Here is a 23,067-nt window from a genome sequence, read left to right on the forward strand (position 1 = left end):
AGACCAACCAGGGTTAAAACCATAAAACTAGGTACCGTTCTACTTCTTCGGACTTAAATCAAACACTCTAGAAATATTGAAACCAAGATGAATATCTCTGTCTCCCCAGTTGCCTGTGGTTTCGGAAATGAAACCTTGCTCGATCATAGAACGGGAGTTGGTGATATGGATTTGAAAGACATGGCCACCCGTTTCGATATCTACACCAAAGGACAAGGCATCGTAAATCTCTGGGCCTTTTTCGGTCACTTGAGGAAACCATTCCGCATTGATGGCTACTCGCTTGCTGATTTTGTATCGTCCGCCTACGCCTAAGGCTATTACATCATTTGGGTACTCGTTGGATGGAACCAAATTGCGATGCATAAAAGTGGGCATAAATTGCAAGGACAAATTGGTATTCATTTTGCGCGAAGCCAACAACTGAAAAGTAGAATACAAACGATCACTGAATGGATGGTCAGCCGTAGGGTCAGTAAATGCACCTTCTCCAGTTTTGATTGCCAAACTGGTAAAAGCAACCAAAGAAACAGGTATAGACTTTTCTCCAGTCTGCTGGATTAGAATCTTATATTTCAACGACCCATCTACTATTTTCTGAAAAGAGGAACGTCCAATTCCTACATTGAACCGATCAGTAATGCCATAATCCAAACCCAAACGAATTTGCGAATCGTCCAGTCCATAAAACTGTTCAATGCCTTGATTGATTGTGCCGAAACGATGAGAGATCACAAAATCCAAAATACCTGCTGTACGCATCTCAGTTGTCTGACCACTGATCAATCGGGTACTTTTAAATGTAGCCTCTACTTCTTGGCTTCCTTCTTCATCATTCAACAAAGACATCAAATCATCCTGAGCAAAACCTGAGAATGAGCAGCATAATAATATAACAGTTAAGCGTCTCATGAGTTATTTGGTTAAAGGTTTGTATTCGAAATGTACAGTCACTTCCACGGTATCGGCAATGTTGTAGAACAAGGCTTTTGGAATTTTGATTTTGTATTCGGCCAAGGCAATAGGAAAAACACTATCCACAATCAACTGGTCATTTTGTATATTCAATTGGGCCGCAATATCTACTTTTTTTGTCTCGCCATGAATGGTTAAATCTCCTGAGGCCACCACTTCCTGTTCTCCTGAAAACATAGACCAGTTTTTTACTTTTCCAGTAAAAGTAGCTTTCGGGTATTTTTCAGACTCCATATAGTTTTCGTTGAAATGCTCCTGCATCAGTGATTTCTTGAACTGAAACTTATTGCTTGGAATTGAGAAAGCAAATCCACCATTGGACAAATCTATGGCACTTTGAGATTGTGTATTGACAGCTTCAATATCTTCTACTGGAGCACTTGAGTAAAAACGAATGCTGCTTTGGTTACTCACATATTTTTGGGCGAAAGCCGAAAGACAGCAAAAAAGAACAAGTAGTAAAGTGGTTGATTTTTTCATGATCTAGTTGTTTAAGGCACCATCATCTATCCAGCAGACAATAGCCTGAATCTCAGCATCAGACAGCGCCCCATCCTTAGGCATGACTTTAGATACCACTTGCGATTTTATTGAGCTGGTTCTGGATTGAATGATATTAAAGTTAGTGAAATCAGACAATCCATTACCACTTCTATGGCAGTCTGTAGTAGCACAGCTGACATTGATAATGGGCTGAACGTCGGACTTGAAACTTATTCCTGACAATACTTTAATTCCTTTGATATTAATACAGCCCGCTCCATCCATTACGCTAATTTGGTAAGTTCCTGTTTTCAGACCTGCGAAAGTATTACTATCATTAAAATTTTCATCTTTAAACCTATATTGATAATCCCCCTCTCCCCCACTGGCTGTTATTGAAATGGTTCCGCCAGACATCCCACAACCAGCCGCGGTAGTTTCTGCATCAAAAGAAACTGTATTCTCATCTCCCGAGACAAACACTTCTAAGGTAGCTTCACAGCCTTTGGCATCCTTTACTTCAGCCAAGAATGGGCCACCCAGAGGAACTCCATTAAATTCTGTTAAATCCTGAAATGGAGAACCCTCAAATCTAAACAAGTAAGGGCCTTCTCCACCTTGAGCATCAAAAGAAATGGTCGCTCCAGCATTGCAATCTGCATTTTCATTTCCAGAAACGGTAAGTGCCAAATCAGATAAATCACAATTCACTTCCTGATTATCACTACAAGCGAAAACTACTAAAGACATTAAGCTAAGTATCCTTTTTCTCATTCTTTAAGTATAACATTCGATACATGTACATACACGTATGTACGAAGAAAAGTTCTTTCAAAGATTTAAAAAAATCAACTTCCAGAAGCGGCCTGCATTAAAAGACCACAGATGTAGGCTGCATAAGTGCCTAAGGTATATCCCAATACAGCCAATAAAACACCCACTGGAGCTAAAGATGGGTGGAAGGCTGCTGCAACCACAGGTGCAGAAGCTGCACCTCCAACATTGGCTTGGCTACCCACGGCTACAAAGAAGAATGGCGCTTTGATCAGTTTGGCTACGCCCAGCAACAGGGCCACATGAACCAACATCCAAATGATCCCCAACAAAAACAGCCCTGGTGATTCAAAAATGGCCATCACATCCATGTGCATACCAATGGTTGCGATGAGAATATAAATGAACGCACTCCCCACTCTGGTAGAACCTACTCCTTCCAGATTTCTGTATTTTGTAAAAGACAAACTCAATCCGATAGCAGTAGCAATTACCACAATCCAGAAAAATCCACTGGTCAAGCTATACTCTTCCATGGCAGGGTAGTTCGCTTGAATATATGGGGCTATGATGTCACTTAAAAAATGGGCTGCACCAGTGGCTCCACAGGCGATCGCCAAAATCATCATTAGATCTGGTAGTGTAGGCATCTTGGCAATACTCGCACTGTATTCTTCAATTCGAGTCTTCACGTCATCAATAGCTGAGGAATCAGCGTGAAACATCTTATCAACCATTTTAGATTTGCCAGCACCAATCAAAATGACAGCCATCCAGACATTAGCTACCAGAATATCAACTGTCACCATTTTTGAAAAAATGACATCACCTACTTCAAACACTTCTTTCATGGCTGCCTGATTGGCACTACCACCAATCCAACTTCCTGCTACTGTGGTCATCCCTCTCCATACTTCATCTGCTGTAGCACCTATCACATCTGGAGCGATCCAGCCAATCACTAAAAGTGCAATGGGTCCTCCAATCACTATACCAACTGTACCTGTCAAGAACATAATAACAGCCTTTGAACCCAGCTTCCTGATTTCTTTAAAATCTGTGCTCAACGTCAGCAACACCAAAGCAGCAGGCAATAGGTAGCGTGAGGCCACAAAATACAATTTAGACCCATTTCCGTCTATTATTCCAAGAGAATTGAAAACTGATGGCAAAAAATAACAAACCAAAACAGAGGGGAAAATGCCATAAAATTTCTTCCAGAATGGATGGGAGGAAGCGTTGGTTTTGAAGACTATACCCAATAGCAGCATTAAGAGTCCAAAGACCACGGCATCGTTGGTGATCATTGCTGTAGATTCGTTCATTTTTTACTATTTATGTTGTTAATAATTGTTGCAAATTCGCTAAGAATCATAGCTGTGGCTCCCCACACTACCCTTTCTTCAATATCAAAATAAGGTACTTCTACATTGATTCCGTTGTAAAACGTCATTTGCTTTTGTTTTCTTTTTGTTTGGTCGTTCAAGACCTGTATATCCGCAATCACCAATTCTTCCACTTCTTTTTCTTCAAGTATAAAACTGGGGACTTCTGATAGCACGCCAATCACAGGGAGGATATTGAAATTACTAGGTGGCACGTACAGTTCAGAGAGTTGACCAATCACTTCAACCTGATGCATGTCTACACCCACTTCTTCTTGCGTTTCGCGAAGTGCCGTATAAATCAAGTCCTTATCCTCCTCCTCATATTTACCACCTGGAAGGGCTATTTGACCACTGTGAACACCCGGGTACTGAGGCCTTACGATTAGAGGAAACTTGATTTTTCCATCTTCATGATAAAGTAAAATCATGACCGCACTCTGACGGGCTTTCTTGGCGCTTTCTTTGTCAAACCGTTGGGAGACATCTGGCAATGGTGCCATCTCAATTTGCGCCTGCATACCTAAAGGCTCTGCCTTCAATGCTGTTTTCAGTGCGTCTTTAAGTGTCTGCCAGTTACTGCTATCAATCAACTTTTAAGGTATTTATCCAATTCAAAAAATAATTGCGGACTGACAAACATATCAAGATAATTATTAACTTAGTTCTACATCATTAAAAACCTTATGAGTGAACTTCCCTCCTACGTCAGTGGAGTATTCTTAACCACTGTCGCGGCCACCTTTGGGTTCCTTTACTACGGTATCAAATTAGCCCAAAAGAACAAAACCAGTAACCAAGCAGTTGTGGCCTCAACCTTTCTTATGGTCTGGCTATTTATCATTGCTCTCCTTGCACTGAACGATTTTTTTCTTGCTTTTGACGCCATGCCTCCAAGACTCATATTTGTCTTACTTCCTCCCATTATTGGAATCCTGGTTATCCTATTTAATTCTCGATCCAGGAGCTTTCTCATGCGAGTTCCTATCACCACACTCACATATTTACATATCGTTCGTGTGCCTATTGAGATCGTATTGTGGTGGCTGGCTGGTAGTCAACTACTACCCTACTTACTCACCTTTGAAGGCATCAACTATGACATCCTTTCAGGAATTACAGCACCTTTTGTTGCTATTTTCATGGTGGGTCTAAGAAGCAAAAGTAGAATTGGCGCCATCCTTTGGAACTTTATTGCACTTGGTTTGCTGATCAATATTGTCGGACATGCCATACTGGCTGCACCTACCCCCTTCCAGGTCTTTGCAAAGGATCAACCCAATGTGGCCGTGTTCTATTTTCCATTCATTTGGCTGCCAGGTTTTGTAGTGCCAGCAGTTCTATTCTCACATTTGGTGAGTTTGATGAAGCTCTTCGCCAATGACAGCGAACTCAAGTAATTGTCTTAATTTTATTCGAAACCATTTTCAAACGTGAAAATCACTTTATAAATGGGTGGAGACTGAAAAATCTGCTTATTTTGATGATTCATTATGGCATTGAACAAAGAATACGTCAAACTCATCTTTGGGATCAAACTGAAGCAGCTGAGACTAAATCATGGATTGTCTCTTCAGCAACTTTCAGATTTATCTGGCATTTCGGTTTCCTATTTGAATGAGATTGAAAAAGGCAAAAAATACCCAAAATCAGAAAAACTCATCGCGCTCGCTGATGCGCTAAAAGTAAAACCTACGGAACTAAAATCTGAGATTTTAAACAAGAAACTGGCACCCGTTTCTCGATTGCTACACTCAGGGATTTTATCAGAGCTACCGTTAGATTTGTTTGGGCTGGAGCTTTCCAGACTCCTTGATTTGCTCTCCAATGCACCCTCTAAACTCAATGCTTTTATTGGAACCCTGCTGGAGGTTAGCCGTAATTACGACGTACGGGTAGAAACTTTTTATTTTTCTGTACTGCGTTCCTATCAAGAAATTCATGAGAACTTCTTTCCAGAAATAGAAGAAGCTGCCGAACGGTTTTCTGAAGAAGTTCGATTATTGGCGGGTAAATACATACCTGAATCAGAGTTTGAAGATTACTTGACAGAAAAATACAACTACAAACTGGTCAACAATGATTTTACTGAACATTCTTCTCTCAGCGAATTACGCAGTGTGATGATTCAGGAAAAGCGCAGAAAAAAATTGGTACTCAATAGCGAACTGAGTCAGCGTCAGCGTGCCTTCTATCTGGCCAAGGAAGTGGGTTTTAATTACCTCAAATTCAAGCAGCGAAATACTGCGACTCCTTGGGTGAAAATCGACAATTTTGATCAGGTGCTCAATGACTTCAAAGCTTCCTATTTTGCCTCGGCCGTACTGATCAATCGGAAAAATTTTCTCCAAGACCTTCAGGATTTTTTCTCCAATGAGCAATGGAATCAGAACATTCTCATCGATACCATGCGCCACTACAACACCACGCCTGAGATGGTATTGCAACGTATGACTAACCTTCTGCCAGAATATTTCGGATTCCATGAATTGTTCTTTTTTAAATTCAACCACAAACCTGGGACAGATCATTATCATCTGAGCAAAGAAATGCACCTGTCTAGAATGAACCAGCCTAGAGGCACTACACTCCAAGAGCATTTTTGTAGAAGGTGGAAGTTTATCACCATGCTGGATGAGCTAGAGGAAATTCACAAAACCAAGCCAGGTGAAATCATAGGGGGAGCTCAAATCGCACGCTACATAGATACGGGTGAAGAATTCTTGCTGCTATCCTTAGCGAAACCTTTTGCTCCTACTAAGGGCATCAACAACAGTTTGGCGTTAGGCATCAAACTGGATGACAAAGTTAGAAAAACAATCAAGTTCTTAGGAGACACTGCTATCAAAACACAGCTCGTCAATGATACCTGTGAGCGCTGCATGGCGCAAAACTGTAAGGTACGCGCCTCTCCACCTTATGTCTATGAGCGTCTCAAAAAGGAGGAAGAGCGTAAGGAAGTGTTGAAGGATTTTAATCCTAAATAATCAAACTTTGAACTCATGAACAACAGTTTCTTTCAATCAAGGTCTGGTTCTAAGGCACTAAAGCTAACGCTTCTTATTCTTGCGGGTGAATCCATTTTCTTCCTTCCTTTTGTTTTGGCTCGTGTTTTTCGGCCTACATTTTTAGCTGTATTTGAGATCACTAACTTGGAACTAGGCTCGCTTTACTCAGTTTATGGAGTGGTAGCTATGGTGGCCTATTTTCTGGGTGGTCCGCTAGCTGATCGATTCTCTCCTCGTTTGCTCATAGCTTCTGCTCTGCTTTCCACTGGGTTTGGTGGCTTTTGCTTGGCATTTGCCCATTCATTATCCTCACTCTTATGGCTGTATGGTTTTTGGGGGATGACCACTATTTTGTTATTCTGGGCGGCGTTAATCAAGGCCACCCGATCAATAGGTGGAAGTTATTCTCAGGGAAGAGCCTTTGGATTTCTTGAAGGTGGTAGGGGTTTTATAGCTGCATTTGCTGGCTCAGTGGCTGTAGGTATATTCTCATTTTACTTGAATAATGAATCGGAACCAGCCACATTAGCCGAACAGCAAATGGCTTTTCGCTATGTGATATACTTTTTCTCAGGCTGGGTAATTGTAATAGGTTTGTTGATCTGGTTCTTCTTTCGAAAAACTGATCACCCCAAAACCGAACGCCACAATAAAATTTCACTCAAACAAATGACTCTCATAGCCAAAGAACCGAAAATTTGGCTTCAAGCTATTATTATCGTTTGTGCTTATGTGGGGTACAAGATCACTGATGATTTTTCACTCTTGGCTAAAGATGTGCTGGCTTATTCAGATGTTGAAGCTGCACAGGTTGGTGCTTTAGCACTTTGGATGCGAATGATAGTGGCCATAACAGCTGGCTTCCTCGCAGATCGAATTGCTCAGTCTTCTAAGGTTATCTCTTGGGGATTTGCCACCATGATTTTTAGCGGACTAGCCATTGGCTCTGGCCTTCTGCCCCATCAAATACCTTACTACTATATTTTCGTAATTTTATCTACCTGTGTAGGTGTTTATGCGGTGCGAGGCTTATATTTTTCATTGATCCAAGAGGCTCTCATTCCTTTAGAAATTTCAGGTACCTCAATTGGATTGATATCAGTCATTGGATTCACGCCAGACATTTTTATGGGGCCTCTTATGGGCTATTTTCTAGATGAAAATCCAGGTGCATTAGGCCATCAGCTGGTATTTATGCTATTAGCGGGGTTTGCCTTTATAGGATTATTGGCAACTACTTGGTTTAGAAAGCTCAATAGAGCTAGCTGACTTTTCCAAGAATGTGTAGCATTCTGAAATGACTCTTTATCGCATCAAAAAACGTAGGATACTCATTGTAATGAATGTCAAAATCCTTTGCCGTTCGACGTACAATATGAGAGATTTTTTCATAATGCACATGGCAAATATTTGGAAATAGATGATGCTCTACCTGATAATTTAAACCTCCAATCAACCAAGAAAATAACCTCCCTTTTTTTGCAAAATTGGCTGTAGTATTCAATTGATGAATGGCCCAACAGTTGTCTATACTCCCGTTTTCATCTGCTTGATAAAATTGGGTACTGTCTAGCACATGAGCTGATTGAAATATCAAAGCTAAAATGATCCCACAAATAAAATGCATAATGAGAAATCCAATCAACGTTTGCCACCATGGCATGGTCAAAATCAGCATAGGAAGAGCCAAGGTTGCACCCAAATAAATTAGTTTATTGACAGTAATCTGAAGAATGGCCCCGTTTAGAGTAACCCCTTGACTCGACAACAAATTGTTTTTATTGAATCTCTTGATTTGCTCAAAATCCTTGCTGAAAGTTTTGTATAAGGAAAGTAATCCATAAAGAAATGGAGCATAGAAGGCCTGATATTTATTGATGTTTTTTCTCTCTTGATCAGGTGAAAACCTTAAAATTTGATTGTTCAAATCTTCGTCATACTCATGAACATTGGTAGATGAGTGATGCAATACATTGTGCTGAATTTTCCAAGTGATGTGATAAGAACCAATCACATTGAGCAGATAGCCCAAAGCATTGTTGACATATTTTTTCTTTGAATAAGCACCATGATTGGCATCATGCATGATTGACAATCCTATACCACACATGCCCAATCCCATCAAGCTCCAGAGCAATAGCATGGTTCCAAAATTTTGGACTGAACCTGAAACTAAAATAATAAATGGTGCAAAATAAAGAGTTAACATAAAAGCAGTCTTCAATTGCATGTTTGTATCGGCAAACTTTGAAAGCTCCTTGTCTGCAAAATACTTGTTTACACGTTTTCTTAACTCACTAACAAAATCGATCTCTGGTGATCGATTAAACCTCACAACTGCTTTCTTCATGTTCTTCTTTTATGCTACCAACTCGGAAGATAGGTGAACTTAGCTTAAGAATGTCATGATTTAGATCATTCCCAAAAGGTCTGACAAAATTTAATTATTTATAAAAATATATAAAGAATAAATAGAACTATATCATGATGTTTATTCTTTGATACTTTTTATTTCTAACAGAGCTTCTGTCAAATACTGATTGAATAATTCGGGTTGCTCCACCATAGGGAAATGCCCAGTTTTGCTCATTTCAAACACCTTATAGGTTAAAGCAGTATTTCGTAACCCTATGGTATCCACAGGAGACATGTCGCTCGAAATGATGTACAAGGGAACATCCAAATTAGAAAGTCTTTCCTGTTCAGTATATGGGTAATTGAAATAAGTCAAAATAGCAGGAACTGAGGCCTTTGGATCAGCTGTTTGATAATCATTCACGATTCTATTTCTTACGATACTATCTGTCTTGGGATGAATCAAGTACTGGTCTGCATAACTTACAGCATTGATTGCAAAATCAGTCTGAAGCCATTCTACAAAACCATGAGCTTCAGCTTGCAACTTTTCTGTCAGTCTTTGCCTAACTTCCTTGTAATTGTCCACCCCAACTAAAGCGACAATTTCCCCATTATTCTGGGCTGCTTCTAAAACAATTCTCCCACCCATAGAATGGCCAATCAGGACTACTTTTTTCAAATCAAGATGATTGATTAGTTCCTTTACATCATTGGCGTAAGCATCTATTGAATACACTCCTCTCGTATTTATAGACTTACCAAAGCCTGGTAGATCCATAGTGACCACCTGATAATCCTTACAAAACTTCGATTGCTGAACATCCCAATAAGACTTATCTATATTCCAGCCATGTACAAACAGCAGAGCTATTTCACCTTCCCCACAAGTAGAATAATTGATCTTGGATTGATTTGTAATCAACGCCTCATTTGTAATTTCCCTTAATGCTTCCTTGTTCGATTGGCAAGATGTCATGAGTATTCCTATGACTAAGAGGCTTGAGAGCTGTTTCATAATGAAAAAGTTAGTTGAACAAAAAAGTCCACTCGAATAAGTGGACTTAAATCTTAATACTAATGCAGACCTTAGCTACTTGAGTTGTCTACAGATTGTCGGCTTGAAGACCTAAGGTTTCAATCCCCTGCTTAAATACAATATCTCTTGGGATTCCAGCAGCCCCCACTCTGTCCAAATCAGTCTGTAGCTCTGGAGTCACTATTCCTTTTTCTTTGAACAAGGCATCCACACCCGCATAGTCTCCATCACCTTGTAATTTCAATATGACACCAGACAAAGAGTTCATTGCCGCTTGAAACTCCTCAAAATTCACTTTGTAGGTTCCATTTTCGGGATTGTACGAAAACGCATTTTGCTCTTTAAAATAATTGAATCGAATCATGTTGGCTTTACCATGTGCACTACTTGCCCCAAATCTTACAGAACGAAAAATACCAGCTAAGAATGTGGTATAATAATCCATCAACTCACCCTCTATTTCACCCTTCTGTTGCAACTGCGTAACCATATACAGTCCCAGAATATCAGCCTTTCCTTCTTCCAATGCGGATCCATGTTCTTTGAGTGCCTGCCTAACCGTACCACTTCCATTCAGTGTATTCTTAATACCCAGGCCATGTGCCACTTCATGAAACATGGTATTCGCAAAAAACGCGTCGAATGTCACGTGCTTACGCTGTGACTGATCAATCAAAAGGTTATTAATTGGCACCATGATTTTATCAAACTTGGCTCTCATGGCATTTTTCAATTGCAACCTACGCGTTCCTTTTTCAAGCTGTACCCTTTCGTCATTTGGCAAATTGATTGCAATGGTTTTACTTCCTGCATTACAATCTCCAGCATAGTACACCACATCATAAGCGTTCAAATCTGAATCTGTGCCCGGGGACTCCTGTTTATATTCGTCTGCTACTGGTAGGTTTTCCTGAAGTTCTGGCAAGAAAGACACAAACTTTGCCAGTCGTTCGCTCCATTCCATATCCTTGATCAGCACATACGCTTCATGAGCAGCTTTATAGTTGTACAATTTATCTTCATAGTTTTCAATAGGACCTACCACAAAATCAATCCTATTCGATTTCATGTTCATCCATTCTAAATCACTTGCTAAATAATCGTCAGAAAGTAGTGCATCAGCTCTCAAACTCAAGTAAATACTAAAGTCTTCATCATCAGCCAATTCAGCGGCTTGCCTTAAAAGATGAGCCGCTTGATTCACCTCTTCTGCAAACGCCACATTAAACGGTACCGTGTATAATTCACCTGCTTCATTTCTCCTTATCAGTGTATAAAGGCTCGTTTTGTCAGGGTCTTTGAAGTCTTCAAACTCCTTTTTTGTCATATCTTCCGGATAGTATTGCGCGCCTGCCGGTTTTTCACCTACTCCGGTCACAAAAGATTCATCACCTCGAAGTCTATCCCAGGGTCCATAATTAATGGTCGCAAATTGACGAGTAGCTTCGTCGGGCAGGCTTTCCAACAATGCATTTTTATCACCATACGCCTCTTTCCAAAAAAGTCCGTCCATTATTTGAGATACCTCCATAAGTATTGGTATCATTTGGCGCTGGTTGTCAGATAATTGGCTCAAATCTGCTGTCAGGGCATATTCTGCATATTCATTGACTCTGCTCACTATATCAATGGACGGTTTTTTCATTGGTGTTTCTTTTGGTGAACAGGAAAAAATCACGACACTCAAAGTCAGGTAGATACTAAAATTTTTCATTTGGATAATGGTTTTGATAGATGGTGAAGATAACAAATGAATGTAGTAATCTAAAAAGCCAATTCCATCAATATTGAATTAATTCAAGAATAATCCATCTGAATTTAATCAAGCCAAGTGTTTAGGTACGTTTTTTGCTGTATCGAACGAAATGAATTGGACAAAACCTAGATAATTAGAAAAATCGGGTTATATTCCATAAAGAAACTAATAACTGACAATTCACGTTTGTTAGTTACATAAACTAGAATTTTTAAGTATGGCGGAGCAAAAGCAAAAAGGAAGACCAGCAACAAAACCAGTAGCACTAAAAGAAGGATATTACATTGAATTAAGAACAAAAGGCTCTAGTTCTGCGATTAAATTACGTAGAAACAGCATGGCCGAAATAGAATTTGCCACTAAGCAATATGAAAAAAGTAAAATAGTAAACTATCTAGGCCAGGTCAAAGATGGCAAATGGATAGATGGAAAAAACAAAGGCAAAAAAACAAGCACCTAATTGCTTTAAATTTTATCACAAGTATTTAGTCACATCAACAACCTTCATACCTGCGGCTTTTGCAGCCTGTATGCCAGGTTTTCCGTCTTCAAATACAGCACAATCCACAGGTCGAACTCCTATTAATTCAGCACATTTCAGAAAAGTTTCTGGATGAGGTTTGTACTGAGTGACCTCGGTAGCTGTGACTACATGTTCGATATATTGTCCAAGTGAGAAGCGCTCAAACAATTCATTCACTACCCTCCTATTGCTACCAGTGCCTATAGCCATTGGCAATTTTCCGTGATAGTCCTTAATGATTTCGAATACTGGCTCTATCATTTGGGTACGTTCTAGATTACGCTCCACAAATGCTTTTTTATCCTCCAGCGCTCGCTCAATATCAAAATTCACAATTCCATAATCTTCTTGTATGATACTCATGGTATCTCTGGTAGGTATACCTCCACGGCTCTCAAATATATCTCTAGGATAATGAATACCATACCGTGCGAGTGCATGATTATATCCGTCGTGATGCAAAGGCATAGAATCGAGGATGGTGCCATCCATATCAAAAATCAGTCCTTTTACGTCTGATGGTACTGGGATATTTATTGTCTGCATTCGTTTATTTTTGCTACAAACCTAAATGGATACGTCACAACAATCAATCCTTTTCCGTTAGATAATTGTTAATACTTATAGCCTATGATTGATCTTAGAATTACAACTAAATTTAAAGAGGAAGAGGCTTGGAAAGCCCAACTCAAAGAATGGTGTGTAGCACATAAGATTACTGAGGATCCATCACTGGACGAACCTATATTGCTCGAAGCCAAGAAAATAACAAAAGGATTGGCAGCCATTGAAACTTTTCTCCAGGAATACAAAGCCTTTATGGATGATTGGTATGATTGCCGATGCGACAAATGGATGGACAAATAGCTTTATTCTACCTATGAAAATTCACTTTTACATCTGCATTCCATAACTTCACAGACTCAATGGAAGATTTCTTGACCCCACTTTGGCTGAGTAGCAAATTAGCACTTATCACTACCTTTTCCCTATTTTTTCTGGCCGTACCTGTTGTATATGGTTTGTCTATGAATAGATTTTTTGGACAAAAATTTCTAAAAGTCATTATTGCCCTGCCACTGATTCTACCCCCCTCTGTTTTAGGATTCTATTTGCTTTTGGCATTCCAACCTAATAGTATGCTTGGTACAGTCTGGAATGCCTTGTTCGACACCCGACTTGCTTTTAGTTTTCAAGGTATTTTGATTGCATCAATCATTTTTAGCCTCCCCTTTATGGTTAATCCGATTTTGTCAGCTATCGAAAACTTACCCCACAACCTAACAGAAGCATCTTATTCACTTGGCAAAACCAAATGGCAGACTTTTTATAAAGTTCTGTTACCTAATGTACGTCCTTCTATTACATCAGCTGCCATCCTCACTTTTGCGCATACCATTGGAGAATTTGGTGTGATTTTGATGATAGGAGGCAATATCCCAGGAGAAACCAGGGTAGCTTCTATTGCAATATTCCATGAACTTGAGCGGATGAATTATGAAATGGCCAACCAGTACGCTGCTGTACTTTTAGGATTCTCATTCATCGTTTTATTTCTAGTTCAGTATATCCAAAAGAATCCAACTCGCCCAATTATATGCTGAAGCTAGATATAAAACTAAATTTTAAAAGCTATCAGCTGCGGTTGAACAATGAAGTTCTACCAGGTGAAACGCTGGGTATATATGGTAAATCTGGAATTGGTAAATCCACACTTTTGAAAGTCATTGCTGGGCTCCAGCCGTCTAATCAAAGTACTATCGATTGTGATGGGAAGTTGTGGAACTCTGGAATAGAAAAAAATCAGGTACTCTCAAAAGATAGGGAAGTAGGCATGGTCTTCCAAGATTTTGCGCTTTTCCCAAATCTGACAGTGAAGGAAAACCTAGAGTATGCCCGAAGAGTTTCTGAGTCGGATTTTCAACAACTCATATCGACATTGGATATCGAAAATATTCTAGACAAAAAGTCGACTGAAATTTCGGGCGGGCAGAAACAGCGTACAGCTATAGGTAGAGCCATTGCCTACAATCCAAGCATCTTGTTAATGGATGAACCATTTGCTGCGCTTGATGATCAAATTAAAAATAAGATCAAGTCATTTCTAAAATCCTACATTTCAGATCAAAGAAAAATAGCCATCATTGCCAGCCATGATCATGCCGATTTAGAATTTTTCACAGATCGAATCATAATGTTTCAAGAAGAATAAATTCGATCCAGCTTACTCTAGCTTTCATCTAAATTTGAAGTTGCCTATTGACGGATTTCAAGATGACCAATATTATGTTTTGAGTCAAATAAAATGATTCTATCAAAACCACTTTAAAATATAAGCGTCAAGCACTAAGTTAGTGCTAATAGAATGTCACCAATTGAATCTAGATGATTTATGAAAATTTTTAAATGGATAATTATAGCCACCCTATCTTGTGGGTTTGTGGCAGGGGTACTCACCTATTACCCCAAACTTGTCATCATGTCTGGTTATTCCGCCAAAATAGCCTGCTCTTGCACTTTCATAGGTGGGCTTGATAAAGAAACGATCTACGCCAAAGAACTAAACTTTAGCCCAGCTAATTTGGTGAAGTTCGAGATTGATACGGCACAACAAACTGTTACTGCTTCTGTTTTTGGATTACAAAAAAAGACTGCAGTTTATCGCGAGGGACTGGGATGTGCTTTGCTGACGGAATTAAAACCAAAAGATGCCTATCGCACAAACCTCAAACTGCACAAAACGCCAGATGACAGTCTCCTCAACTGGTTTGACAACAGAAAGAAACCAACCTCATCAGCTTTATCTACTGCTATAAATAAGGCTTTCACAGAAGTCGACCTTAGAAGCCCTACAAAAAATACCCGTGCGGTTGTGGTCTTGCACAAAGGCAAACTGATTGGTGAACAGTATGCTCCAGAGGTCAATCAAAACACGCCCCTGCTAGGATGGTCAATGACCAAGAGCCTTACTTCCACTCTTATAGGCCTACTAGTTGATCGGCATAAGCTAGACATAGAATCAGTCACTGAAATACCTGAATGGCAAAACGATGAACGATCCAGCATAACCTGGAAGCATTTGCTTCAGATGAACAGTGGACTTCGCTGGAAAGAAGATTATGCAGACCTGAGTGATGCAGTCACTATGTTATTCAACAGTGATGCTATTGGTCAATACGCACTAAGCGTGCCAGCAGAATCCACCCCTGGCACACTATGGAATTACTCCTCTGGCACCAGCAATATACTTTCTAGTCAGATGAGACGATTTTTTAAGACCAAGGATGACTATTTGAGATTTCCATACGACAGTCTATTCAATCGGATAGGTATGTACAGCATGCTCATTGAGACAGACGCTACTGGAGCCTTTGTAGGCTCTTCGTACGCTTGGGCAACAGCCAGGGACTGGGCTAAAATCGGTCAGCTTTATCTTCAAAATGGTGTTTGGCAAGGAGAGCAAATAGTTTCTGAGAATTGGATATCATTCGTCCAAGAACCAGCCGCAGGATCTGAGCAACTATATGGCGGACATTTTTGGATCAATAGTGGTGGGCACTTTCCTAATGTTCCATTGGATGCATACAGTATGAATGGCTTTCATAGTCAGCGAATAATGATTATTCCATCTAAAGATTTAGTCATTGTCAGATTAGGTGTGACTTACAAAAGAGGTGACTTTGATTTTAATGAGTGGTACGGTCAGGTGATCGAGGCAGTAGATAAAGATTACTAATCCTCACACACCAGGCTTTCATACACCTCTTCTCTATAAGCTTCTGAGAATAGTTTGTTGCCATGAGTGTCATAATAAACCACCACATAGATATCGGCCTCAGGCACAGCAGTTTCTGTAAAGTAGAGTTGTACTTCATCATTACCCAAATTCATCACATCATGAAATACTGTTGGGATGATCAACTCTTTTTTGCTATGATATATACCGTATCCTTCTTCCTTTCTAATCAGTAAGATTTTTTCGCTTGGCGAATCTTTAATGAATTCGTAGTAAAGCACATCAGACAAAACAACTTGGCCATCAGACATTTTTACTATTTGCCAAAAGCCATGGTTAAGTCCCAAAAAACTAGAATCAGACCAGTAGGCTATTTGCTCATATCCAGGTTCTACTTTAATCTCATTGTATTTATCCAATAAGCCATATTTTCCATCTTCATTTACAATAAAAAGATCAGAATTATACGATTTGATTTTTTCCTGATAATCCAATCTTAAAAGCACCCGGTCAGTGAAATTATAAGCTCCAAATTTCCCATTGTACAGCACTGGGGCCACGTTATTCTCGGCGACGCTTATGGCATCATACCTAATACGCATGATCAAACGGCCATCCCTACCAACCGCTCCGTATTTGCCATTTTTCTTTACGTAAAAAGCACTATCAGAAATATAACCAAGCTCATCACACTCCAATCTAAATTGCTCAATTCCATCCTTGTATAGAATGTTCTTACCTCCTTCTTTCACAACCAAATAATGGGTGTCTGTTTGAATCTTTGGGCCTATTGACTTGAGGTATTGATCTTCAACAATCTCTACCACCATCTTATTAGGGAAAATAGCCAAACCATCTTTTTCCCTAAAAACGATAGCAATATCCTCGCCCAAGAGCTTAAGAGAGTCAATACCAATGATAGGTTCATCATAAATATTCTTGTTATAGACAAACCATTTTCCGTTTCTGGTAAGTCCAAGCCATTCAGCGTTTTGCAGCACACCTTGATAAACATTTGAAGAAAGCTGGCCAAGCTCGGGGTCAAATGTGGTGTAGCCCTCATCCATCTCTATCACCCATGTTTCGTGACGGGTGTTGATTCTTCTTGTTGATTCAGGTGTAATCACTTCCAAATGATGGTTCAGCAACACTTCAGCATCTTCTAGAAACCCAATAATATATTTATCATTGATGAGTTCAACTTCTTCAAATAGCAATTCCACCTCAAATGACGTGTCTCTTGCTAATTTGATCTGCTCTCTGCTCGAAACTCCAAAATTTTCACCTTGTTGGAATATCCAAAACGAACCCTTTCTGTAAATATCATCAAATGCTGGTCTGATATATTCTTTGCCAGTCACTGACATCACCCCCAGTTTGCCCTCTTTTTCAAAAACCAGCAGACTGTTCTCCACAAGTTCCAGATCCTCATAGCCAGGGCTTAAAAGTCGGAATCCAGATTTATGGATTACACCAACCATTCCTCCTTCTTCCACTGCCAATAACCCACTTCCCAAATCCTCAACCTGCCCGTCATAACCGTCAAAGATGACATCTCCATTACGATTGATCAGCTGTTTAGCACCCTCAGATTCTACAGCAAGCAACTCATCCCAAACACTCCCACATTTGTAGTTGTCCTGAACTCGTTGATAAGACCCTTCTAAAAACACTCGCCCTTCAAGATCCAAAAATTGAAAATTTTCATCGCGCAAAGCAATGGCTAATGATTCCTTATTGAGTTCTTCTAACTGATTCACAGAATCCATGAAATTGGATTTGATTTTTAGATCATTTTCCAAACCAGAAAAAGTCATTCTGTCCAGATAGTAAAGCATATTCAAGGTTCGTGTGGCAAGTACAGGGTTATTATACTTATTAAAAAAATCAATCATACGATCCGAATCCAACTCTCCCACGTAGTCCTCGAAAATTTTCTTTTCGATAGAGTGTCTATAAGGTGTACTTGGTTCTTCTTTTAAAAATCTCTCAAGGTCTTCTATTTTTCCCGATCGAGTTTTATCCTCATAGATCAGCTTATCATATTGAATTTGCGCCTTTTCGACTTGATTGGCCTCTGGGTAATGGCGCATAAAACCGGCATAAACTTGCCAAGTATGCACAGCTTCTACTTCAGCAAAAACCAATTGGTTTCTTAGGGTGACGGCTTGATCAAAATCAGCTGCATCATTGTACAATTGTATGAAATGCTCATAGGCCTCAATGTCGTTCTTAGTAGAGGCCACTGCAAATGCCATACTGTCAATCGCAATCTTCTTGTTTTTCAAATCATATACGTAAAGATCAGCGTCCTCCAATTCATCCAAATGATCTTCGTCTTGCTCCTTGATGTGCTCACAAGCAAATTCAATATAAAAATGAGCAGTATCTAAATGGTACTTTGGATAAGCATCATTGGAATAAAGCAAAGCCCAGACATACTCTGTAGCAGGATTGAGGCTATCTTCCTCCATGGACTTGGTCAAGATATCCTCTGCTTTTTCAAAATCACCCTTTTCATAGGCGCGCATGGCCTGCTTAGTTTTCTCAGCAAAAAGGTTTTGAGAGGAAACACAGCTTAAAAAGAAAATGAAGAAGAAAAGAAAACCTTTTTTCATACTGTCGCTAAATTACATAGAGTCTATGAGACAATCACACAACTGTCTGCATTAGGAGCCCTAGTGGTAGTTTTGAGCTTATATCTCAATTAAACTTTATATCATAAATTCGCCATCATTACCTCAACGTCAATTCCATTCAATGACCATACAGCAACTCAATAAATTTTTAGGAAATATAGATTTGTATCTGCTGGATCAAGTCTTGAAAAACAAAATACGAACAGATGCCAAAATTTTAGATGCTGGCTGTGGAGAGGGACGAAATCTGATCTATTTTCTAAACAATGGATTTGACGTTCAGGGAATAGATCAAAATGCTGATGCCATTCGAATGTTACAGTTCATTGTAGGCTCAACGTACTCGACATACCCTAAGAGCAATTTTCTCATAGGAAAATTGTCAGACCTCCCCTATTCAGCAAATCAATTTGATTATGTAATATGCTCTGCTGTACTACACTTTGCCCAATCCGAAGAGCACTTTTGGCAGATGATAAAAGAATTGGACAGAGTATTGGCAGCTGACGGAATACTTTTCATCAGAATGACCTCAGACATTGGACTGCAAGGGCATGAAAAACTATCGAATGGATTATATCATTTACCAGACGGTAGTCAACGGTTTTTAATTACAAAAAAAATGATTAATACCATGCTTTTCGATCTGGGGTACGTCAAAATTGAACCTGTAAAAACTGTGGTGGTAGAAAATCAACGATGTATGACTACATTGATTCTAAAAAAAACTGAGCAATAGAAAATTGACATTTATAACATAATGCACCCGTCCTCCCGTTATCTTTTCAAGGATTGCATTAAATTTACTGCGTTGTGCAGGTGTTTATGTTGAAAAAAATAATTCTGTTTTCCTTTTTTGTTCTGACCTCTTTGGTCAGTCAGTCTCAAAGCTTTTTGGGATGGCAACTGCATGATCGATATTTTTCAATTTATGCAGGCACAGGCTGGACGGGCTATGTGGGAGACTTGACGAATGGAAGTCCCTTTTCAAAAGGCTTGTCTCATCTTAATTTTGGCATTGAGGCCAGACTACTGACACGAATAGGTGCACGGGTTCAATTCTCCAGATACAAATTGGAAGGCACTGACAAAAATGCGAGCGACAGTTCATTCAATCGACAGCGTAACCTTTCTTTCCATTCTACTAACTATGAGTGGCAAGTAGAAGGGGTTTACTATTTTTTGAAATACAGAGGCAAGTACCACAAGAGACGAACGTATGAGCCCTATCTGGCTGCTGGATTTGGAAAAACCTACTACAATCCTAAAGCTGACTACACGGATGTTAATGATGTGACAACCACGTATGACTTGCGAGACATAGGCACTGAAACTGAGTCTTATGGGAAATCAGCATGGATTATACCAGTCAACCTAGGAGTAAAAGCAGCATTGAACGAGTTTCTCAATTTATCTCTCGATCTGGGTTATCGATTCACTTTCACAGGTTATTTGGATGATGTATATGGAAATTTTGCAGGCCCATTTGATGACGGCTCCATTGAGGCCACTTTGAGCAACAGAAAAAATGAAGTGCCAGAAATCAATGAAGAAGCTTATGATACCTTAGTGCCGGGCGCACAACGAGGCAATAGCAAATATGATGGCTACTTTTTAGTAAATATCAATATTGAATTGTATTTGCCTCAGGACTTATTCAGAGCTAAAAACGGCAGACAAAGAAAAGAAAAAATCCTGGGCAAACCCTCAGCTTACGATTAAGGTAATTTTACCTTTTTAATAGGGTAAGTTTACTTATTCTAGGATAAATGTATATCTTTGAGTATGGGAAAAACAAAACCATACACCTTATCGCTCGATCTTCCAGAAATAGTCTCAGAGCCAGACATTCTATATGCTGTAAGAAAGAACAACATTAATTCTGCTCATATTGGCGCATTGAAGGATCTGTCTGGCTTAAAAGACGACATCCTTTCCTCCACGCTCAATATGAATACAAAGACCTTTAGATCTTATAAATTAGCACCATCACCCATCAAACCTCATGTACAAGAGCATGTGCTTGCCATGCTATCACTTTTTAAGCATGGGATTGCTGTATTTGGTACAAGCACAAAATTTAATCAATGGCTGAGCAAGGTTAATTTTTATTTTGATAATGATGCTCCCTTACATTTTCTAAATACCATCAGTGGAATTATTCATGTAGACCAAAGATTGAGTGCCATACAGTATGGAGACAATGTATGATGGTTTATCGAGTATGTCATGAACGTTTTGCCCATCAGCTGGTTAGTTCCGGGCGACCCAATCGATGGAATCAGCGTGATCAGCATGTCATTTACGCATCAGGCAGCATTTCCTTATGCGCGCTAGAACTACTCGCCCATACCAATGGTATTCGACCTAGTGGGACATTCAAAATCATGCATATTGAGATTTTAGACAGGCCAGAAATTACAGATCTTTCAACTAATTCTCTTCCTCCTGACTGGCATGAATTATCTGCTTACCCAATCACACAGCAAATTGGAAGTCTCTGGTATCAGTCAAAAAAATCTTTGGTTCTTCGAGTGCCATCTGCCATCATCTCGCAAGAATCAAATTTTATACTGAACACAGCCCATCCAAATTTTGACAAACACATTAAACTCAAGGAAATTGCCGATTTTATCTGGGATCATCGTTTTCCCGAAAATTAACCGAGTAGAGGCAAACTGATTTCAATTTTTCTATCACAAAAGATTGTTGTGCACTTGTAAGTCCACACCCCGAAGGCAAACAGAGCCCTCTTTTATATAAACCTTTAGAAATATCACTACCTATCACTTTTTCTTTATCGAAAACAGGCTGTAGGTGCATAGGTTTCCATAATGGACGTACTTCTATGTTGAATGCATTCATTTGGTGAACAATAGATTCAATGTCCACATCCATCTTATCATTAAACAGTATGCAGGTCAACCAACGATCCGATTTTATGTCATTGGCCTCCATTTGAAATTCACACCCAAGAGGCACTAAGGCAGATTGGTAAGTTTCAAAAATTTGCTGCTTCTTTTCTACACGTTCGGACAGGGTCTTGATTTGTGATAGCCCAAGTGCGGCAAGTACATTACTCATTCGATAGTTATAACCTACTGTTTCATGGTGATAGTCAAACGTACTTGATTTGGCCTGTGTGGCCAAGTACAAGGCTTGGTCAGCTTCTTCTTTATGATTGGTCACAAAAGCACCTCCTCCTGATGTAGTAATCAGTTTGTTGCCATTAAAGGACAGTATCCCACGATCAACTATTTTGCCAATTTGTTCACTATTGACAGTGCCTGACAAACATTCTGCAAGATCATGCAGAAGCTTGACGCCATGATCTCTACCTATTTTTTTCAACCGCTTTACGTCGGCAGGCATCCCATACAGGTGAGTAGGTATGATGGCTCTTACTTCTTTGGTTTTGGATAAATAATCTTCAACTAATCCTGGGTCTATATTCCAAGATTCTGCTTCCGCATCTATAAAAACAGGTGTGGCTCCTTGATATTTTATAGGGTTGACAGCCCCGGCAAAGGTGAGATCACTAGAAAGAACCACATCTCCTGTCGACACACCTAAAATTCTCAGCCCCAGATGAAGTGCTGCCGTTCCTGATGACATGGCTACTGCATACTTGAAACCAGTCGCTTGACATATTTCTTCTTCGAACCGCCTTAAATCCGGCCCCATGGGCGCCAACCAATTAGTATCCAATACTTTTTGAAAAGCTTTAATTTCATCTCCGGTCTGATGAGGGGGCGATAAGTAGATTCGTTCTTGCTTCAAAGATCAGCCAATATTTTCTGTGTAACCCATAAACTTTGAGTCAGGTAAATCCTTGCGCTTGCCCTTCACCATTAGCGTGATGGTTTTTAATATAATTTTCAGATCCAGCCAAAAATTCAAATGATCCACATAAAAAGCATCCAAATCAAGTTTCTTCTCCCAACATAATTCATTACCTCCGTTCACTTGCGCCCAGCCAGTGAGGCCTGGCAAAACCCAATGGCGTTTTTTATGAACATCTGAATACAAGTCCAAGTATTCCAACAAGTAAGGTCGAGGACCAATCAGACTCATTTCACCCTTCAGCACATTCCACAATTGTGGTAATTCGTCCAATGAATACTTTCTCAGCCAATTGCCCAACATAGTGACTCTTTGTGAATCGCGTTTTACGCCATCTTTCATGGTTTTGAACTTCAATAATAGAAAAGGTTCTTCTAGCAGTCCAGGTCGTTGCTGTTTAAAAAAAATGGATTTTTGATCCCAATAAACCAAAGCAACCAAAACCAGTAAAAGTGGAAATAGTAAGACCAGCAATACCAAAGCAGCCAGCTTATCAATCACCAATTTCACAGATTTATAGCAAGGAATCATTTTAGTCTGATTATAGAAAT

Annotated in this window: 24 protein-coding genes; 12 read left to right on the forward strand and 12 right to left on the reverse strand. The window is 39.6% G+C overall.

The genetic code is table 11. The annotated features are described in order from the left end of the window. Positions 1-39: 39 nt before the first annotated feature. The 5 genes from B9A58_RS17800 to B9A58_RS17820 all read right to left on the reverse strand — a co-directional run bounded on the left by B9A58_RS17800 (position 40) and on the right by B9A58_RS17820 (position 4,210). A complete protein-coding gene (locus tag B9A58_RS17800) occupies positions 40-912 on the reverse strand; it encodes a DUF5777 family beta-barrel protein (protein WP_084374226.1) in 873 nt (290 codons plus the stop codon). 3 nt (positions 913-915) lie between these two features. Then, positions 916-1,455 (reverse strand): YceI family protein, encoded by a 540-nt coding sequence (locus B9A58_RS17805; RefSeq protein ID WP_084374227.1) that lies wholly within the window; start codon positions 1,453-1,455, stop codon positions 916-918. A 3-nt stretch (positions 1,456-1,458) separates the two neighbouring features. Next, positions 1,459-2,232: a hypothetical protein gene (locus B9A58_RS17810; RefSeq protein WP_139793968.1), complete on the reverse strand. Its 774-nt coding sequence runs from the start codon at positions 2,230-2,232 to the stop codon at positions 1,459-1,461. Between the two features lie 74 nt (positions 2,233-2,306). Next, positions 2,307-3,557, reverse strand: a complete 1,251-nt coding sequence (locus B9A58_RS17815; RefSeq protein ID WP_084374229.1) for a DUF819 family protein — start codon at positions 3,555-3,557, stop codon at positions 2,307-2,309. Further along, positions 3,554-4,210, reverse strand: a complete 657-nt coding sequence (locus B9A58_RS17820; RefSeq protein ID WP_245827108.1) for an NUDIX hydrolase — start codon at positions 4,208-4,210, stop codon at positions 3,554-3,556. The genes B9A58_RS17815 and B9A58_RS17820 overlap by 4 nt, the downstream gene beginning before the upstream one ends. A 93-nt stretch (positions 4,211-4,303) precedes the next feature. Between B9A58_RS17820 and B9A58_RS17825 the strand changes: the two genes are divergently transcribed. The 3 genes from B9A58_RS17825 (at position 4,304) to B9A58_RS17835 (ending at position 7,894) form a co-directional block, all read left to right on the forward strand. Next, a complete protein-coding gene (locus tag B9A58_RS17825) occupies positions 4,304-5,017 on the forward strand; it encodes a hypothetical protein (RefSeq protein WP_084374230.1) in 714 nt (237 codons plus the stop codon). A gap of 93 nt (positions 5,018-5,110) precedes the next feature. Next, complete coding sequence (locus B9A58_RS17830; protein ID WP_084374231.1) at positions 5,111-6,604, forward strand: helix-turn-helix domain-containing protein; 1,494 nt, start codon at positions 5,111-5,113, stop codon at positions 6,602-6,604. Between the two features lie 15 nt (positions 6,605-6,619). Next, complete coding sequence (locus B9A58_RS17835; protein ID WP_084374232.1) at positions 6,620-7,894, forward strand: MFS transporter; 1,275 nt, start codon at positions 6,620-6,622, stop codon at positions 7,892-7,894. Here B9A58_RS17835 and B9A58_RS17840 read toward each other — a convergent pair. From B9A58_RS17840 to B9A58_RS17850, 3 genes are all read right to left on the reverse strand, one after another. Continuing rightward, entirely contained in the window at positions 7,887-8,975 is a 1,089-nt protein-coding gene (locus tag B9A58_RS17840) for a fatty acid desaturase family protein (protein ID WP_084374233.1), read from the reverse strand. The two genes, B9A58_RS17835 and B9A58_RS17840, sit on opposite strands and share 8 nt — an antisense overlap. Positions 8,976-9,116: 141 nt before the next feature. Continuing rightward, positions 9,117-9,998, reverse strand: a complete 882-nt coding sequence (locus B9A58_RS17845) for an alpha/beta fold hydrolase (RefSeq protein WP_084374234.1) — start codon at positions 9,996-9,998, stop codon at positions 9,117-9,119. Between the two features lie 88 nt (positions 9,999-10,086). Further along, on the reverse strand, positions 10,087-11,733 hold the full coding sequence (locus B9A58_RS17850) for a dipeptidyl-peptidase 3 family protein (protein WP_084374235.1): 1,647 nt from the start codon (positions 11,731-11,733) through the stop codon (positions 10,087-10,089). 259 nt (positions 11,734-11,992) lie between these two features. On the opposite strand from B9A58_RS17850, the gene B9A58_RS17855 reads away from it, so the two are divergent. Continuing rightward, positions 11,993-12,235 carry a hypothetical protein gene (locus B9A58_RS17855; protein ID WP_084374236.1) on the forward strand — a complete coding sequence of 81 codons (243 nt, stop codon included), beginning with the start codon at positions 11,993-11,995 and terminating at the stop codon, positions 12,233-12,235. A gap of 15 nt (positions 12,236-12,250) precedes the next feature. Here B9A58_RS17855 and B9A58_RS17860 read toward each other — a convergent pair whose 3' ends face one another. Further along, on the reverse strand, positions 12,251-12,844 hold the full coding sequence (locus B9A58_RS17860) for an HAD family hydrolase (protein ID WP_084374237.1): 594 nt from the start codon (positions 12,842-12,844) through the stop codon (positions 12,251-12,253). Positions 12,845-12,928: 84 nt separating this feature from the next. Between B9A58_RS17860 and B9A58_RS17865 the strand changes: the two genes are divergently transcribed. The 4 genes from B9A58_RS17865 (at position 12,929) to B9A58_RS17880 (ending at position 16,034) form a co-directional block, all read left to right on the forward strand. Beyond that, positions 12,929-13,165: a hypothetical protein gene (locus B9A58_RS17865; RefSeq protein WP_084374238.1), complete on the forward strand. Its 237-nt coding sequence runs from the start codon at positions 12,929-12,931 to the stop codon at positions 13,163-13,165. 59 nt (positions 13,166-13,224) lie between these two features. Further along, positions 13,225-13,902: a molybdate ABC transporter permease subunit gene (gene modB / locus B9A58_RS17870; RefSeq protein WP_084374239.1), complete on the forward strand. Its 678-nt coding sequence runs from the start codon at positions 13,225-13,227 to the stop codon at positions 13,900-13,902. Next, positions 13,896-14,510 (forward strand): ATP-binding cassette domain-containing protein, encoded by a 615-nt coding sequence (locus B9A58_RS17875; protein ID WP_084374240.1) that lies wholly within the window; start codon positions 13,896-13,898, stop codon positions 14,508-14,510. The genes modB and B9A58_RS17875 overlap by 7 nt, the downstream gene beginning before the upstream one ends. A gap of 180 nt (positions 14,511-14,690) precedes the next feature. Continuing rightward, positions 14,691-16,034, forward strand: a complete 1,344-nt coding sequence (locus B9A58_RS17880; protein WP_084374241.1) for a serine hydrolase domain-containing protein — start codon at positions 14,691-14,693, stop codon at positions 16,032-16,034. Here the strand turns inward: B9A58_RS17880 and B9A58_RS17885 are convergent. Next, entirely contained in the window at positions 16,031-18,652 is a 2,622-nt protein-coding gene (locus B9A58_RS17885; RefSeq protein WP_084374242.1) for a tetratricopeptide repeat protein, read from the reverse strand. The genes B9A58_RS17880 and B9A58_RS17885 overlap by 4 nt on opposite strands. A 142-nt stretch (positions 18,653-18,794) precedes the next feature. Here B9A58_RS17885 and B9A58_RS17890 point away from each other — a divergent pair, with 142 nt between their 5' ends. From B9A58_RS17890 to B9A58_RS17905, 4 genes are all read left to right on the forward strand, one after another. Beyond that, on the forward strand, positions 18,795-19,412 hold the full coding sequence (locus B9A58_RS17890; RefSeq protein WP_084374243.1) for a class I SAM-dependent methyltransferase: 618 nt from the start codon (positions 18,795-18,797) through the stop codon (positions 19,410-19,412). 86 nt (positions 19,413-19,498) lie between these two features. Further along, positions 19,499-20,395 carry a DUF6089 family protein gene (locus tag B9A58_RS17895; protein WP_084374244.1) on the forward strand — a complete coding sequence of 299 codons (897 nt, stop codon included), beginning with the start codon at positions 19,499-19,501 and terminating at the stop codon, positions 20,393-20,395. A 63-nt stretch (positions 20,396-20,458) separates the two neighbouring features. Next, positions 20,459-20,884, forward strand: a complete 426-nt coding sequence (locus B9A58_RS17900) for an MbcA/ParS/Xre antitoxin family protein (protein WP_084374245.1) — start codon at positions 20,459-20,461, stop codon at positions 20,882-20,884. Then, entirely contained in the window at positions 20,881-21,336 is a 456-nt protein-coding gene (locus B9A58_RS17905) for an RES family NAD+ phosphorylase (protein ID WP_084374246.1), read from the forward strand. The genes B9A58_RS17900 and B9A58_RS17905 overlap by 4 nt, the downstream gene beginning before the upstream one ends. Here B9A58_RS17905 and B9A58_RS17910 read toward each other — a convergent pair. Further along, the gene (locus B9A58_RS17910) at positions 21,305-22,453 is read right to left on the reverse strand and encodes an aminotransferase class I/II-fold pyridoxal phosphate-dependent enzyme (protein WP_084374247.1); all 1,149 of its coding nucleotides are present in this window, start codon (positions 22,451-22,453) and stop codon (positions 21,305-21,307) included. The two genes, B9A58_RS17905 and B9A58_RS17910, sit on opposite strands and share 32 nt — an antisense overlap. Positions 22,454-22,456: 3 nt before the next feature. Further along, a complete protein-coding gene (locus tag B9A58_RS17915) occupies positions 22,457-23,047 on the reverse strand; it encodes a sugar transferase (protein WP_084374248.1) in 591 nt (196 codons plus the stop codon). Between the last annotated feature and the right edge of the window lie 20 nt (positions 23,048-23,067).

The sequence above is a fragment of the Reichenbachiella faecimaris genome (assembly GCF_900176375.1).
Classification (GTDB): Bacteria; Bacteroidota; Bacteroidia; order Cytophagales; family Cyclobacteriaceae; genus Reichenbachiella; species Reichenbachiella faecimaris.

Excerpts from the sequence above, each read along its gene's own strand:
- B9A58_RS17850 (WP_084374235.1), bottom strand. The coding sequence starts at position 11,733 with ATGAAAAATTTTAGTATCTACCTGACTTTGAGTGTCGTGATTTTTTCC.
- B9A58_RS17890 (WP_084374243.1), top strand. The coding sequence starts at position 18,795 with ATGACCATACAGCAACTCAATAAATTTTTAGGAAATATAGATTTGTAT.
- B9A58_RS17915 (WP_084374248.1), bottom strand. The coding sequence starts at position 23,047 with ATGATTCCTTGCTATAAATCTGTGAAATTGGTGATTGATAAGCTGGCT.
- B9A58_RS17800 (WP_084374226.1), bottom strand. The coding sequence starts at position 912 with ATGAGACGCTTAACTGTTATATTATTATGCTGCTCATTCTCAGGTTTT.
- B9A58_RS17880 (WP_084374241.1), top strand. The coding sequence starts at position 14,691 with ATGAAAATTTTTAAATGGATAATTATAGCCACCCTATCTTGTGGGTTT.
- modB (WP_084374239.1), top strand. The coding sequence starts at position 13,225 with ATGGAAGATTTCTTGACCCCACTTTGGCTGAGTAGCAAATTAGCACTT.
- B9A58_RS17815 (WP_084374229.1), bottom strand. The coding sequence starts at position 3,557 with ATGAACGAATCTACAGCAATGATCACCAACGATGCCGTGGTCTTTGGA.
- B9A58_RS17845 (WP_084374234.1), bottom strand. The coding sequence starts at position 9,998 with ATGAAACAGCTCTCAAGCCTCTTAGTCATAGGAATACTCATGACATCT.
- B9A58_RS17805 (WP_084374227.1), bottom strand. The coding sequence starts at position 1,455 with ATGAAAAAATCAACCACTTTACTACTTGTTCTTTTTTGCTGTCTTTCG.
- B9A58_RS17825 (WP_084374230.1), top strand. The coding sequence starts at position 4,304 with ATGAGTGAACTTCCCTCCTACGTCAGTGGAGTATTCTTAACCACTGTC.
- B9A58_RS17875 (WP_084374240.1), top strand. The coding sequence starts at position 13,896 with ATGCTGAAGCTAGATATAAAACTAAATTTTAAAAGCTATCAGCTGCGG.
- B9A58_RS17905 (WP_084374246.1), top strand. The coding sequence starts at position 20,881 with ATGATGGTTTATCGAGTATGTCATGAACGTTTTGCCCATCAGCTGGTT.
- B9A58_RS17810 (WP_139793968.1), bottom strand. The coding sequence starts at position 2,232 with ATGAGAAAAAGGATACTTAGCTTAATGTCTTTAGTAGTTTTCGCTTGT.
- B9A58_RS17830 (WP_084374231.1), top strand. The coding sequence starts at position 5,111 with ATGGCATTGAACAAAGAATACGTCAAACTCATCTTTGGGATCAAACTG.
- B9A58_RS17865 (WP_084374238.1), top strand. The coding sequence starts at position 12,929 with ATGATTGATCTTAGAATTACAACTAAATTTAAAGAGGAAGAGGCTTGG.
- B9A58_RS17855 (WP_084374236.1), top strand. The coding sequence starts at position 11,993 with ATGGCGGAGCAAAAGCAAAAAGGAAGACCAGCAACAAAACCAGTAGCA.
- B9A58_RS17835 (WP_084374232.1), top strand. The coding sequence starts at position 6,620 with ATGAACAACAGTTTCTTTCAATCAAGGTCTGGTTCTAAGGCACTAAAG.
- B9A58_RS17860 (WP_084374237.1), bottom strand. The coding sequence starts at position 12,844 with ATGCAGACAATAAATATCCCAGTACCATCAGACGTAAAAGGACTGATT.
- B9A58_RS17900 (WP_084374245.1), top strand. The coding sequence starts at position 20,459 with ATGGGAAAAACAAAACCATACACCTTATCGCTCGATCTTCCAGAAATA.
- B9A58_RS17895 (WP_084374244.1), top strand. The coding sequence starts at position 19,499 with ATGTTGAAAAAAATAATTCTGTTTTCCTTTTTTGTTCTGACCTCTTTG.
- B9A58_RS17840 (WP_084374233.1), bottom strand. The coding sequence starts at position 8,975 with ATGAAGAAAGCAGTTGTGAGGTTTAATCGATCACCAGAGATCGATTTT.
- B9A58_RS17885 (WP_084374242.1), bottom strand. The coding sequence starts at position 18,652 with ATGAAAAAAGGTTTTCTTTTCTTCTTCATTTTCTTTTTAAGCTGTGTT.